Origin of the sequence: Alkalihalobacillus sp. AL-G (assembly GCF_030643805.1) — a bacterium.
In the GTDB taxonomy this organism is placed as follows: Bacteria; Bacillota; Bacilli; order Bacillales; family Fictibacillaceae; genus Pseudalkalibacillus.
Genome location: NZ_CP094656.1, coordinates 2,040,451 through 2,055,002 on the forward strand (window position 1 = coordinate 2,040,451; position 14,552 = coordinate 2,055,002).

Genomic DNA, 14,552 nt, shown 5'->3' on the forward strand with positions numbered 1-14,552 from the left:
ATGTGGATAAAGTTAAAGGAGAATCTTCGAGACAGTAGGTGAGTAGCATGCCCGATACATTTTTTACGATTGGTATGGCGGGTCATATCGATCATGGGAAAACGGCGTTGACAAAGGCATTGACGAATATAGATACGGACCGGTTGAAAGAAGAAAAGGAACGAAGCATTTCAATTGAGCCGGGATTTGCGCCAATTGAACTTGGTGATGGGTACAATGTTTCAATCATAGATGTACCCGGTCATGAAAAATTCATTCGACAGATGATTGCTGGTGTGGCAGGAATTGATCTTGTTATATTAGTTGTGGCTGGTGATGAAGGTGTGATGCCGCAGACGAAAGAACATGTGGAAATCCTTAATTATTTAGGTATCGAACATGCGGTTATCACTGTGACGAAAAAGGACAAGGTTGATCCGGAAATGCTGGATCTTGTAACGGAAGACATCCAAACCGAGTTGACTGGATCAGTATTGGAACATGCACCGCTTTATTTTGTTGACAGTATATCTAAAACAGGGATAGAAGATCTAATAAGTGGAATCAAGCAAACTTTACCTAAAGTGTCAAAACGGAATGCAGCCTCCCCGTTTCGTATGCCAATAGATCAATCGTTTACATTGCGGGGAAAAGGGGCGATTGTAAGAGGGACAGTCTTTGATGGGACTGTACAGGAAGGTGATTCACTCACTTTACTTCCTCAGAACAAGACTGTTCGAGTAAAACAGCTACAAGTACATAAACAAAACGTTCATAAAGCCGTTGCAGGTCAGCGGACAGCTATTAATCTCGGTGGTATCACGGCTGGTGCAATAGATCGAGGGGACATTCTGACGAAAAATTCAACCGTTACTCCCAGCAAAACGATCGATCTCGTTTTAAACGTACAAGATGTCCCTGAACATCCATTAAAACAGCGATCACGAGTTAAATTCCATACAGGAACATCTGAAGTAATGGGAACAATTGTATTTTTTGACCGTAATGAGTTGACTGAATCAACAACAGATGAAGTCCTTTGCCAGATCCGTTTAGATGAACCAGTAGCGGTGATGAGAGAGGATCGGTTTATTGTACGGAGACCTTCACCCGTTGAAACGATTGGTGGCGGATGGATACTCAATCCACATGGTGCTAAGTACAGGTTTGGACAAGGTACTATTGATACACTAAAACAGAAAAAAGAAGGCACACCTGAGGAAAGGATAATAAGCACTCTTGAGAAAATGAAACTCGCTACAATAGAGGATATTAGTAAAGAAGTGGGTGAACCGAGACAAGAAATAGAAACGAATATTGTTTCTTTACTGGATCAAAACAAGGTGATCTCGCTGAACGCAACTTCCTATGCTTTAGTTGAAGGTTTAATCCGAGTAAGTGAATGGTTGACTCAGGAACTAATGGAGTATCATCACCAGTATCCAATGCGGACCGGACGCCAAAAAGCAGAAATTGTACAGGAATTGAAAGGACAACTCCCAACATTGCTTATCGAATTTGTCATCGAACAGCTCAAAACAGACCAGAAGATCCGAAAAGAGGGTCCTCTCCTTTCTATGTATAATCACAAACCGTCCTACCCTGAAAAGTGGCAGAAACGGTTTAGAAATGTCGTTGAACAATTGAAAAATGCAGGGATAAAACATGAAGGACTACGATCCATATTTGATCAACAATCGATTCCAGAAGAATACTATTCAGAGTTTGAAAACTATTTACTTGAAACCGGAAGTGTAATCGTAATGGAAGATAGTACATTCGTGCATCGCAATGTTTTTGTCGATACGATAGAAAAGCTGCATAATCATGTCCCAAATCTTTTTACTGTGCAAGATGCAAAGTCTATCCTTGATCTTTCGCGAAAGTACTGCATTATGCTGCTTGAAAAGATGGATGATCTAGGTGTTACGGTTCGGGTCGAAAATGAACGAAAGTGGGTGCCTCATAAACTTGACTCATACATCTCTAGAAAGTAAACAAACTAGAATTGGTTTTTGGACCCCATATTTAAAAAGCAAACGGGGAAACTCAACGACAGCATTGAGAATTGTCACTGGTCTTCGGGGAGCAGGCTATGATGTAGAAGTATTTTCATACGAAGAGGAAACGTGGAATAAAGAAAGTATAGAACGGATGGGCACTTGTGATCTTTTTCATATTTTGCATTTTTATCGCTTTTCAATGTGGCAAATCCATAATGGTTTTGGTTTAACCAAGCCTTATGTGGTTACTTCGGGTGGAACCGATGTCCATCAAAATATCCACAATCCTGATCAAAGGGAGCAAATGAATGCACTTCTCAACAACGCAAGTGCGATTACTGTATTTACGAAAGATGCAGCCACCGTTGTTGAAGATGTTTATCCTAGCGCACGAGGGAGCATATCAGTGATTCCGCAAAGTGTTTGGCTGCCGGAAAGGACCAATTATCAAGGGTTACAACTTGAATCCGGTTTTCCGAAACTACTGCTCCCGGCAGGACTTCGATCAGTGAAAGATGTTTTTTATGTTTTTGGAGCATTAAAGTTGCTACAAACCCGCTATCCTATGATAAAATTTACTATCGTCGGAGAGTCTTTAGAAGAAGATATATTGCGAGAAGTTAAAACTCATGAAGAGGCTTATCCTTGGTTCCGTTACATAAGTGGCATTCCGCTAGGAGCTATGCATCAAATGTATGAATGGGCAGATGTCGTCATTAATACCTCGATAACTGAGGGGCAGCCACTTGCTTTAATGGAAGCGATGGCCTTCGGGGTGCCTGTTTTAGCGAGGGATAATGCAGGTAATCGTAGTTTGGTTGATGACGGTGCAGATGGTCTAATGTTTTGTAATCCTAGTGAATTTACGGAGCAATTTGTAAGGTTGATTGATGATGAAAAGTTATATAAGGACATATCTAGCCATGCAAAAGATAAGGCAAGTAGTAAGTTTAGCTTAGATTTTGAAATCAAACAATATGAAGAGAAGTACAAATTAATAAGAGGTGTATGAGATGAAAAAGGTTACGAGTATTTTATTTGCAGTTATATTGTTGGTTGCACTTGCGGCTTGTGGTGGAGGAAACTCAGATGGTGCAAGCGGTGACGGTGATAAGGAAAAGCTGACCATCGGCGTCATTCCTGCACAGACCGAAGGGGAGATGCAGGGGGCGATGGATAAGCTTCAAAAGCTTTTATCCGATGAACTAGATCGTTCTGTATCGATTGAAACCTACCCGGATTATAACGGTGTCGTGGAAGCGATGAACTATGACAATATCGATATGGCGTTCTTTGGACCACTCACCTATGTTATTGCTCATGAAAAAAGTGGTGCAAAAGCAATCATCACGCAGCTTGTCGATGGGGAACCGTTTTACCATTCGTTTATGATCACTCACAAAGATACACCCTATGAATCCTTAGATGATATTGTGAAAAATAGTAAAAAAGTCGATTTTGCTTTTGGTGACCCAAGTTCAACCTCTGGTTCATTGATTCCGAGTATTGAATTAAAGGATCGTGGAGTGTACACGTCTCAAAGCGACCATGAGTTTAAAACGATTCGTTTCACAGGTTCTCATGATGCGACAGCATTATCAATACAAAATCAGGAAGTAACCGTAGGTGCGATTGACAGTGCCATCTATAATCAGCTTGTCGAATCGGGAAAGATTAAGGGAGACAAGCTTAAAGTCATCTGGAAATCGGAAGAATTGTTCCAATACCCGTGGGCTGTTAACAAAAACATGGACGAAGACCTGATCAAAAAACTTCAGAACATATTTGTCGATATAAAAGACGAAGAAATTTTAAATGCCTTTGGAGCATCTGGATTTACGAAAGCAAGCAACGAGGATTACGCAAGTATCCGAAAGGCAGCAGTCAAGCAGGGCATTATTAAGGAGTAGAGGCGGCCATGGTTTGGTTTAAGCGACGTCACCTGATAATTGGAATCATCCTGATCCTTTTCATTAATCAAAGTATGAAGGCGACAGAATTCGAACTCTCGAAATTTGAAAACTTTTATAATATGATTGAATTTTTATCTGGATGGTTCCCGTTGAATATGGAAATTTTTCCTGACATGGTCGTGGAGAGTCTTGACACGTTGGCGATGGCATTTTTGGGGAGCCTGCTCGGTCTTGTTCTAGCGTTACCATTAAGTTTTATGGCGGCTCGGAATACGAGCCGTTTCCGTTTTTTATACGGATTTATGAGAATCGGATTAAGTTTTTTACGTTCGGTTCCTGAAATTGTGTTTGGTCTTATTTTCTTAACAGCACTTGGACTTGGGCCGTTCCCAGCGGTACTTGCCATCGTTTTACATAATGTAGGGGTACTCGGTAAGCTTATCTCCGAACTGATTGAGGCAGCTGATGACGGTCCGCAGGATGCGATGAAATCAGTCGGTGCAAGAAGATGGATTGCCAACCTGTTTGCCATTCTTCCACAAATTTGGCCGAATGTATTATCCCACTATTTTTACCGTTTTGAGGTTGCGATTCGTACCTCACTGATCCTCGGGTTCATCGGTGGCGGAGGAATCGGTCAACAGCTCTTTATTCACTTTAAAATTTTTGCCTATCCATCCGTTGCAGTCGATGTTCTATTGATCATGATCATGGTCGTCGTCGTGGATTTTGTCGGTAGTAAAATCAGAGAAATGGTGATCTGATGAAGCGAGAACCAGTAATAAAAGTGAAAAATTTAACGGTACGTTATTTACGAGCTAAGACGGACGCCCTTTCAGAGGTCGACATCGAGCTTCATGAGGGTGAATTCATATGTGTACTTGGAAAGAGCGGGGCAGGTAAATCGACGTTGATCCGTTGCTTGAATGGACTTCAAAAGCCTACAGTAGGTCATGTCTTTTATAATGGTAATGATATAACCGTCTATGGTGAAGAAGAACTTCGAAAGGTTCGAACGGAAATGGGGATGATTTTTCAGCATTTCAACCTGATTCCCCGCTTGTCGGTCATGCAAAATGTTTTAACGGGTACATTCGGGAAACGTCCTGATTGGAAGAATCTGCTCGGACTGTTTACAAAAAACGAGTGTTCTGAGGCGATTAGCCTTATTGAGGAAGTGGGACTCAGTGATCATGTCCGTCAGCGGGTCGAGCATTTGAGCGGCGGACAGAAGCAGAGGGTAGCGATTGCTCGTGCACTGATCCAAAGTCCACAGGTATTTCTAGGTGATGAACCGGTTGCTAGTCTTGACCCTGGAACAGCAAATCGGATTTTTCAGATTCTAGGTCGAATTCATGAAGAACATCAATTACTGACCTTGATCAATGTACATGATGTTGTGATTGCGAAACGGTATGCTTCAAGAATTTTAGCGTTAAAAGAGGGATCGCTCATTTTCGATGGCACTGCAGATGACCTGACCGAAGATATATTAGAGGAAATTTATGAAGAAAGAGGATGACATCACGTCATCCTCTTTTGTGTTGAAAAGAAGCTATGGTCTATTTACTTGCGTATAAGTAGCATTCTTGTTTTTCCGTAACTTTTCCGATGATTGATGTATCGGTGTTTCCTTTATCGTGCATGACCTTTACGTATTGTTCTGCTTCATCCATCGGCATGCTGATCAGTAAACCACCCGACGTAACGGCATCACATAGGATCCACTGTTTGATTTCGTCTAGTTCACTGTACGCAACGCAATCTGAAATCCAACGATGATTCGCCTTCGTACCCCCAGGTACAACACCTTGTTCAGCAAGCTCCAAAGTGCCATCAAGGATTGGAACATTTGAAAATTGAACATGAATGGATACGTCACTGCCTTTCGCAATTTCAGACGCATGCCCTAACAGTCCGAAACCTGTTACATCCGTGACTGCGTTCGGATGGAAGTCCTCAAGTGACTCTGCAGCCGTTTTGTTGAGCTCTGCCATAACAGCTATCACCTTATCGTGCTGTTCTTCCGTTAGCTTCTCACCTTTGATCGCGGTTGTTTGCACCCCGACCCCAATTGGTTTCGTAAGGACGAGTGCATCTCCAGGTTTAGCACCCACATTTTTATAAACGTTTTCAGGGTGGACCAAACCGGTAACAGATAACCCGAACTTCGGTTCTTGATCGTCGATCGAATGACCGCCAACGATAAGTGCTCCAGATTCCTTCACCTTATCTGCAGCGCCTTTTAAAATCTCAGCGAGCATGTCAGGACCTAATGATTTAATCGGATAGCCAAGAATGTTCATCACTGTTTTTGGCTTGCCACCCATCGCATACACGTCGCTCAATGAATTTGCAGCTGCAATTTGTCCGAACATATATGGATCATCAACAATCGGGGTGAAAAAGTCCACCGTTTGGATGATGGCAAGATCATCTGTGAGCTTATAGACTCCTGCGTCATCTGATGTATCTAATCCAACAAGCAGGTTGGGATCATGTTCTCGTTCAGGTAATTGACGCAAAACTTGCGCCAGGTCTTCAGGACCGATTTTACAGCCTCAACCACCTTTTGAGGACAGTGTGGTAAGTCTTATCTTTTCTTCTTTTGACATTTTGAAGCACCTCCTAATGGTAGTATAAACATTTTTTTTGCGATATGAGAAATAATATACTACAATGAACCTAAATTCAGAAAACTTTTTTAATAAACGAACAATGATTTGTACTAGGGAAGGGAGTTATTTTCAAATGAGCTACAAAGTTTCAGTAGAATTTTGCATGCAGTGAAACTATGCTCCTAAAGCCGCGAGTTTCGCGGAGGAACTATTTGATCGTTTCCGATCAGATGTAACGACACTTGAGTTGATTCCAAGTTCAGGCGGTGCATTTGAAGTAACCGTAAATGGACAAAAGATTTATTCGAAGCTGGAAGCAGGCGAGTTTCCGGATTTCGAAAAGCTGTTTAACGAAATGGAACAAAGGTAACCGTTAGTGATTTGGGGATGATTCAAAATGGGGGCTGAGTGTCTCTGGAATTTGAATCATCCCTTTCGTTCGCATTACCGGAAGACCTTACAGGAGGTCGATTTCACGTGAAGAATTTATTGCAGGTGCTCCCAGCCGTACATACGATACAAGCAGATGAACGGTTTACAGAGATTGTTAAGAACAGTTCGTTTTCAATAGAGGGTGCTACGAAAATCGTTCAGGAACAAATCGATCAGATTCGGTCGCAAATGTTAGAGGATCGATGGGATGGCCCATTTACAAAGAAATTAATTACTGATGACTTGCTTGTAAAACTTGAAACTGAACTCATTTCACAGCAAACATCTCTTCGACCTATGATCAATGCAACAGGTGTTATTTTACATACGAATCTTGGCAGGGCAAGACTTAGTGAGCGTGCGGTCCAACAGATGATAAGCGTCGCAAGGCATTATTCAAATTTGGAGTACGATATTGAAAAAGGTGGAAGGGGATCAAGGCATTCACTCGTGGAAGGCTTGCTTTGTGAAATAACAAGTGCCGAGGCTGCAATGGTCGTCAACAATAATGCTGCGGCTGTTTTTCTGACGTTACGCTCACTTGCCCGTGAAAAAAGTGTCATCGTCTCACGAGGGGAGCTTGTTGAAATTGGAGGCTCGTTTCGGGTTTCATCAATCATGGAAGAGAGCGGTGCCGTTTTAAAAGAAATAGGTACAACAAACAAGACGCATCTTCGTGATTATGAACAAGCAATCGATGAAACAACTTCCATGATCATGAAGGTCCATACGAGTAATTTTAAAGTGATCGGATTTGCTGAAAGTGTGCCAACCGTTGAACTTGTTAACCTTGCAGACCAACACGACAACATTTTAACCTATGAGGATCTTGGAAGTGGTGCTCTTTACGACTTGAAAAGTAAAGGAATCGGCAGTGAACCTCTTGTGAAAGATGTCATTGAGTCTGGTATTGACGTCGTTACATTTAGTGGGGATAAGCTTTTAGGCGGTCCACAGGCAGGTATTATTGCTGGAAAGGCGAGCATCATTGAACAATTGAAAAAGCATCAGCTTGCTAGAGCCCTAAGGGTAGATAAATTCACCCTCGCTGCACTAGAAGCGACCCTTTTGGCCTATAAATATGATCAGATCGAAGAAATACCAACTTTACGGGATATATTGTCCCCATTAGAAGAAATTCAAAAGAGGGCTGAACAATTTTTTGAACAAGTCAGCCTGTTTGATGATTTCCGTTTCACGATACAAGATGGCACATCACGCATCGGTGGTGGCACTATGCCGGAAGTTGAACTGCCAACGTCAGTCGTTTCTGTTAGGCACAATGAGAAATCAACGGAAGAGCTGAATCGGTGTTTCCGTGAATCCAATCCACCAATCATCGGTCGAATAAAGGGCGATGAGCTGTTATTGGATTTTCGAACGATAACAAAGGAAGAACAGGTTGAAATGGTACAGATGATCAAAGTATTTAATAAAGAATAAGGAGGGATGCTCTACAGCCTCCCTCCGTGATTTTGTCGTGTATGATTTCTGTTTTTTACTTTTTTTGAGCCGTCAAGTGGTTCGGGTTGACCAGGATTATTTCCCTTTGGTGCATTTTTGCGTTGGTCTTTATAGGTATTACGTTCTGCCATGAAGTCCATCCTCCTTTTGGTTTATTATGCAAAAGAGCAGGGTAGTATATACATTGATAGAGGATGTTCTTGAACCCTTCCAATAAGGATGTTTTCAGCGAGTTTCAGGAATAATTACACCTGTCCCGTTTCATATTAACAAGAGATTCAAATTTTGAGGAGGGATTGTGATGCCGTATCACAAGGATAAGCAGCAAGCATTTCAAGCTGCTCAGCAAGGCTACGAACAAGCAATACAGGCCAGAGATACAGCTGTTGAAAATTCAGTAGACTACGACTATGCCGCAAAACAGCATCAATTTCAACAGGAAATGAATGAAGCCCTTCAACAAATTGAAAATGCGTTAGAGGTTGCCAGTGAACATCAACAACTACAGTTACGGCAATATCAAGAGGAGTTATTTAAACTCAACCAACAGTATGACGAAACGTGAATCATCCAAAGGAACTATACAATAAAAAAGCACGTCAATAGTAGCTCATTTGTTGGAGGTGCCTCTTATAGGCCACCTCCTTTTCCATGTGATTATTGGTTTTTCTTTCTTTTTTTATTATTTTGTTTTTCCGTTTCTGTCAATGGATCATTTGCAAATTCATGATCAAATTGTGATGTTTGTTGAACCGCTTGACGATCCGAAAGATTGGATGATTGTGGAGACTTTTTCGTTTTAGCCATAGTGATGGTCACCTCCTGTGGATAGTTTTAGCGCCTTGTTGCGATCTATACACAAAAGGGGAAGTCAAAAAGGCATTCGAATGATAAACGGGGAATTTCTTTGTTACTCGGTTTATCCGGTCCTCACGTATTAACACCATACGCTCCGGTCCTTAAAACGGTCGTGCCTTGGGCTCACACGATGTGAGTCAGTTCGATGTTGTTACAGGACGTAACGTATTTAGTCGAACTTCTTTTAAGAAAATCTGATTCGTCTGTTTTTTGAACAAATATTTAAAGAAGTCAAAAAGGCATCCGATAAGGAGAACTTATTAACTTTAATAACATTATTGGAATTTACTTATGTGTTGTTGTATTCTACAATAGTATTAGGAAGGGTAAAACATTTTTTTGCATCAATAGCGGATGTTCAAAAAGTCCGGTAAAAATTGCTGTCGAATTTCTTCGTTGCTCGGTCTCTACGGTCCTGACGTATATACACAATACGCTCTGGTCCTCGAGACATTTCGCGCCTCGAATTTCTTGGCTCTTTTTGTCCTCTTTTTTGAACTGACACTAAAGTTTAAGTTTCGACAGTCTTTAAACTGTCATGTATCATGGATAGGAGAGGGAGGTTTTGGCATGTCAACAAACGATGTATTTCATGCTAGAAAAACGTTTGAAACAAGTGGAAAAACGTATCATTATTATGATTTGAAAGCATTAGAGAATGCTGGAGTAGGAAACGTATCTCGTTTACCTTATTCCATTCGAATCCTGCTTGAATCTGTTTTGCGTCAATACGACGGAAAAGTGATTGACAAAGAACATATTGAAAATTTAGCAAAATGGGGAACAAAAGACGTCAAAGAAATTGATGTTCCGTTCAAACCATCCCGTGTCATTTTACAGGACTTTACTGGAGTACCTGCAGTAGTTGACCTTGCATCACTTAGAAAAGCAATGGCAGATATGGGTGGATCACCTGATAAAATCAATCCTGAAATCCCGGTTGATCTTGTTATTGACCACTCTGTACAAGTAGACAGAGCGGGTACGGAAGATTCATTGAAGTTCAATATGAAACGTGAATTTGAACGTAACCTTGAGCGTTATAAGTTCTTGCGTTGGGCTCAAACTTCATTTGATAACTATCGTGCAGTTCCTCCTGCAACAGGAATCGTCCACCAAGTAAACCTTGAATACCTAGCTTCAGTAGTTGCTTCGAATGAGCAGGACGGCGATCTCGTCGCATTCCCTGACTCATTGGTCGGAACAGATTCCCATACGACAATGATCAATGGGATCGGTGTTCTCGGATGGGGTGTTGGTGGTATCGAAGCAGAAGCCGGAATGCTCGGCCAACCATCTTACTTCCCAGTTCCAGAAGTGATCGGTGTAAAGCTTACGGGTGAAATGCCAAATGGAACAACCGCAACAGACTTGGCTTTAAAAGTAACACAAGTCTTGCGTCAGCAGAATGTTGTTGGGAAGTTCGTTGAATTCTTTGGCCCAGGACTTCAGGATATGACACTTGCGGACCGTGCGACCATTTCTAACATGGCTCCAGAATACGGCGCAACGTGTGGATTCTTCCCAGTAGATGAAGAAACACTCAACTATATGAGTCTTACTGGACGTTCTCCAGAGCAAATTGAGCTTGTAGAGAAATATACAAAAGCCAACGGAATGTTCTACACACCTGGTACAGAAGATCCTGAGTTTACTGACGTTGTAGAACTGAATCTTTCTGAAATCGAACCGAACCTTGCAGGACCTAAGCGTCCACAAGACTTGATTCCACTTTCAGAAATGAAGGATGCATTCAACCGTGCACTTGTAGCTCCAGCTGGACACAGTGGTTTCGGTTTGACTAAAAAGGATATTGAAAAGTCCATTGAGGTCAAACACCCTAACGGAAAAGTTTCTAATATGACAACAGGTGACCTAGCAATTGCCGCAATCACAAGCTGTACAAATACATCGAACCCAAGTGTTATGTTAGGTGCAGGTCTAATTGCGAAAAAAGCAGTCGAAAAGGGCCTTGAAGTTCCTGAGTATGTAAAAACAAGCTTGGCACCGGGATCTAAGGTTGTAACGGGCTACCTTGAAGATGCTGGACTCATGCCTTATATGGAAAAGTTAGGATTTAACCTTGTCGGATATGGCTGTACGACTTGTATCGGTAACTCCGGACCATTAGCAGATGAAATTGAAGAAGCGATCGCAGAAAATGATCTCACAGTTTCATCAGTGCTTTCCGGTAACCGGAACTTTGAAGGACGTATCCATCCACTTGTAAAAGCAAACTACTTGGCTTCACCGCCTCTTGTTGTAGCGTACGCTTTAGCTGGAACTGTCGATATCGATCTTCAAAACGATTCGTTCGGTAAAGACAAGGACGGAAACGAAGTCTACTTCAAAGACCTATGGCCGACTACAGATGAAATCAAAGAAATAATGAAGAATTCTGTTAAGCCTGAGCTCTTCAAGAAAGAATATGAGCGAGTGTTTGATGACAACAAAGAATGGAATGAGCTAGACACAACAGAAGAAGAGCTTTACAGCTGGGATGATGATTCTACTTACATTCAGAATCCTCCATTTTTCCAAGGTCTTTCTCGTGAACCAGGTACAGTAAAACCGCTTAAAGACCTAAGAGTTGTCGGTAAGTTCGCTGATTCTGTAACAACAGACCACATTTCTCCTGCAGGTGCGATTGCGAAAGATAGTCCTGCTGGAAAATATCTGATGGACAACGGAGTAAAACCTTCTGAGTTCAACTCATACGGCTCTCGGCGTGGCAACCATGAAGTAATGATGCGCGGTACGTTCGCGAACATCCGTATCCGTAACCAGATTGCACCAGGTACAGAAGGCGGATGGACAACATACTGGCCGACTAAAGAAGTGATGTACATGTATGATGCATGCATGAAGTATCAAGAAAATGGTACTGGACTCGCGGTTCTTGCCGGTAAAGATTATGGAATGGGAAGCTCACGTGACTGGGCTGCTAAAGGTACAAACTTACTTGGTATCGAAACAGTCATTGCTGAAAGTTTCGAACGTATCCACCGTAGTAACCTTGTGCTGATGGGTGTTCTTCCACTTCAATTTAAAGAGGGAGAAAACGCTGAGGTATTAGGACTTACAGGTAAGGAATCAATCGCAGTTGAGCTCGATGAAACTGTCAAACCTCGTCAAACGTTGAACGTAACGGCAACAGATGAAGAGGGTAACAAGAAAGAATTTGAAGTAATTGCTCGTTTCGATAGTGAAGTTGAAATCGATTACTACCGTCATGGTGGAATCCTTCAAATGGTTCTGCGTAACAAACTATAATTGTTAAAATAGAGGTTGGCTCATTGGGGTCAACCTCTTTTTACATACGAAAGAGGTTAGTTGATTGAAATTCACTTTTACTCGAATCCTTCAATTGTCCATTACGATCTTATTGCTTGCAGGTTGTTCAACAAGTGAGTCTGACGTAACATATAAGGTAACAGAAGTTATTGACGGTGATACATTTAAGATTCAATATAACGATCGAGAAGAAACGATCCGATTGCTGTTAGTCGATACACCTGAAACCGTCCATCCACAAAAACCAGTGCAGCCATTTGGGAAAGAAGCGAGTAACTGGATGAAACAAGAGTTATCAGGAGAACGAGTTGAACTCGAGCTCGATGTATCTGAACGTGGTAAATATGGAAGGATTCTTGCTTACGTATACAATGAAGAGGGTGAAATGATCAATGAACTTTTGTTAGAAAAAGGTCTGGCAAGAGTCGCATATATCTACCCTCCGAACACGAAATATGTAGACCGATTCCAAGAAATCCAAGAGGAAGCACAACTTAATGAGCGAGGCATTTGGAGCATCGAGAATTATGTGACTGAAGACGGGTTTACGAGTGATTCAAGACCAGAGGTACAACCGAATTCCGATTGCAGCATTAAAGGGAATATTAATTCTGACGACGAAAAAATTTACCATATGCCAGATGGGGCTTATTATGACGTCACAAAACCCGAGCTAATGTTTTGTACTGAATCTGAAGCACAACAATCAGGCTTCCGTCCCTCCAAGCGTTAACCTAAAAATCTACAACGTTTCACTCTGTGTTAAAACTTTCTGATAATTTGAATAAAAAGGAAAAAATAGGGGTATAACAGAGATATTGAGATGTTGTAGAAGGAGGTACTTGGATGAAGTCGAAAAAACGAACGTTTAAAGAGCTCGTATCAGAAAATAAACAGGAACTGCTGAAAGATCAACAAGCGATGGAACGATTAGAGATCCGCTTAGAAAATCGCCATTTGAAAAATAGCTGAACAAATGCGGTTTAAATAAGAGTCATACACCTCAAATGCCTTCGAGGGTGTATACTCTTATTTTTTATTGTTGTACTTTTTAAGCAGCAGGACTCATTCTCCTAATTACTGTAAAATCCATGTCCAATTACGCTCTATTCGGCGTTCATTCTCCTAATTACTGTAAAATCCATCCAATTACGCTCTATTCGGCGTTCATTCTCCTAATTACTGTAAAAGACATGTCCGATTATGTTCTATCCGGCGTGCATCCTCCTAATTACTGTAAAATCCATGTCCAATTACGCTCTATTCGGCGTGCATCCTCCTAATTACTGTAAAATCCATGTCCGATTATGTTCTATTCGGCGTTCATTCTCCTAATTACTGTAAAAGCCATGTCCGATTACGCTTTATTCGGCGTTCATTCTCCTAATTACTGTAAAAGCCATGTCCGATTATGTTCTATTCGGCGTTCATGCTCCTAATTACTGTAAAAGCCATGTCCAATTACGCTTTATTCGGTGCGTTTTCTCCTAATAATTGCAAATACCATGCCAGATTATCCTCTTTTCGTGACTGTATCTCTTATCAATTGTTAATTACGGGCAAGATTAAGTTCTATTCGTGACCGCATATCCCAGTATCTGTTAATTCCGAGCATGATTACTCACCATCACTCTTAATTATGTGAGCCATTGCGACAATCCTTTGTACCCTAAACCCCGAAATCAGCTTCTCTTTCGTAAAAAAGTCACGAGTAGGGAATAATACAGGTTGAAGGGAGGTCGATTGTTTTGAGTAATCCAAAACGTCATCCTGAACATTTCGTTCCGAATCACCTCGGTACACAACCACGTGTAGGTGGTGGGAACAAAGGGAAACAAATGAGTATGAAATCAAACGAACAACCACAATATATCCCACCAAAAGGGTAATTGAAATGGCTGGCTGCATATATGGCCAGCCTTCTATATTACCGTTTCCTGTATCTACCATGCTCTGAATGAGACAAAATCTGTGAAAAGCCGACGTGAATC

Annotated in this window: 14 protein-coding genes and 1 pseudogene; 12 read left to right on the forward strand and 3 right to left on the reverse strand. The window is 41.5% G+C overall.

The features are described 5' to 3' along the window. Positions 1-47: 47 nt before the first annotated feature. From selB to phnC, 5 genes are read left to right on the forward strand one after another with little or no spacing between them, the layout of a single operon-like run. Positions 48-1,976 (forward strand): selenocysteine-specific translation elongation factor, encoded by a 1,929-nt coding sequence (gene selB, locus MOJ78_RS10460; RefSeq protein WP_304981116.1) that lies wholly within the window; start codon positions 48-50, stop codon positions 1,974-1,976. Next, a complete protein-coding gene (locus MOJ78_RS10465; protein WP_304981117.1) occupies positions 1,951-2,994 on the forward strand; it encodes a glycosyltransferase in 1,044 nt (347 codons plus the stop codon). The genes selB and MOJ78_RS10465 overlap by 26 nt, the downstream gene beginning before the upstream one ends. A gap of 1 nt (position 2,995) precedes the next feature. Then, positions 2,996-3,892 carry a phosphate/phosphite/phosphonate ABC transporter substrate-binding protein gene (gene phnD / locus MOJ78_RS10470; RefSeq protein WP_304981118.1) on the forward strand — a complete coding sequence of 299 codons (897 nt, stop codon included), beginning with the start codon at positions 2,996-2,998 and terminating at the stop codon, positions 3,890-3,892. Between the two features lie 8 nt (positions 3,893-3,900). Next, a complete protein-coding gene (gene phnE, locus MOJ78_RS10475; RefSeq protein WP_304981119.1) occupies positions 3,901-4,659 on the forward strand; it encodes a phosphonate ABC transporter, permease protein PhnE in 759 nt (252 codons plus the stop codon). Continuing rightward, positions 4,659-5,417, forward strand: a complete 759-nt coding sequence (gene phnC / locus MOJ78_RS10480; protein ID WP_304981120.1) for a phosphonate ABC transporter ATP-binding protein — start codon at positions 4,659-4,661, stop codon at positions 5,415-5,417. Before phnE ends, phnC begins: the two co-directional genes overlap by 1 nt. Before the next feature lie 40 nt (positions 5,418-5,457). Here the strand turns inward: phnC and selD are convergent, their stop codons facing one another. Continuing rightward, entirely contained in the window at positions 5,458-6,510 is a 1,053-nt protein-coding gene (gene selD / locus MOJ78_RS10485) for a selenide, water dikinase SelD (RefSeq protein ID WP_304981121.1), read from the reverse strand. 187 nt (positions 6,511-6,697) lie between these two features. On the opposite strand from selD, the pseudogene MOJ78_RS20930 reads away from it, so the two are divergent. After that, a pseudogene (locus tag MOJ78_RS20930) lies at positions 6,698-6,883 on the forward strand (Rdx family protein); the annotation flags it as partial. 107 nt (positions 6,884-6,990) lie between these two features. Then, the gene (selA, locus tag MOJ78_RS10490) at positions 6,991-8,388 is read left to right on the forward strand and encodes an L-seryl-tRNA(Sec) selenium transferase (RefSeq protein WP_304981122.1); all 1,398 of its coding nucleotides are present in this window, start codon (positions 6,991-6,993) and stop codon (positions 8,386-8,388) included. Between the two features lie 11 nt (positions 8,389-8,399). On the opposite strand, the gene MOJ78_RS10495 is transcribed toward selA, so the two are convergent. Then, positions 8,400-8,540 (reverse strand): small acid-soluble spore protein P, encoded by a 141-nt coding sequence (locus MOJ78_RS10495; RefSeq protein WP_304981123.1) that lies wholly within the window; start codon positions 8,538-8,540, stop codon positions 8,400-8,402. A gap of 170 nt (positions 8,541-8,710) precedes the next feature. Between MOJ78_RS10495 and MOJ78_RS10500 the strand changes: the two genes are divergently transcribed. Then, entirely contained in the window at positions 8,711-8,974 is a 264-nt protein-coding gene (locus tag MOJ78_RS10500; protein ID WP_304981124.1) for a hypothetical protein, read from the forward strand. 92 nt (positions 8,975-9,066) lie between these two features. Here MOJ78_RS10500 and sspO read toward each other — a convergent pair whose 3' ends face one another. Then, positions 9,067-9,216, reverse strand: a complete 150-nt coding sequence (sspO, locus tag MOJ78_RS10505; protein ID WP_304981125.1) for a small acid-soluble spore protein SspO — start codon at positions 9,214-9,216, stop codon at positions 9,067-9,069. Between the two features lie 621 nt (positions 9,217-9,837). Between sspO and acnA the strand changes: the two genes are divergently transcribed. The 4 genes from acnA to MOJ78_RS10525 all read left to right on the forward strand — a co-directional run bounded on the left by acnA (position 9,838) and on the right by MOJ78_RS10525 (position 14,450). Further along, on the forward strand, positions 9,838-12,540 hold the full coding sequence (gene acnA, locus MOJ78_RS10510) for an aconitate hydratase AcnA (protein ID WP_304981126.1): 2,703 nt from the start codon (positions 9,838-9,840) through the stop codon (positions 12,538-12,540). Between the two features lie 64 nt (positions 12,541-12,604). Next, a complete protein-coding gene (locus MOJ78_RS10515) occupies positions 12,605-13,294 on the forward strand; it encodes a thermonuclease family protein (RefSeq protein WP_304981127.1) in 690 nt (229 codons plus the stop codon). A 113-nt stretch (positions 13,295-13,407) separates the two neighbouring features. Then, complete coding sequence (locus MOJ78_RS10520; RefSeq protein WP_304981128.1) at positions 13,408-13,533, forward strand: FbpB family small basic protein; 126 nt, start codon at positions 13,408-13,410, stop codon at positions 13,531-13,533. A gap of 776 nt (positions 13,534-14,309) precedes the next feature. Beyond that, positions 14,310-14,450, forward strand: coding sequence for an acid-soluble spore protein N (locus tag MOJ78_RS10525; RefSeq protein ID WP_304981129.1), 141 nt, complete (start codon positions 14,310-14,312; stop codon positions 14,448-14,450). The last annotated feature ends 102 nt before the right edge of the window (positions 14,451-14,552 follow it).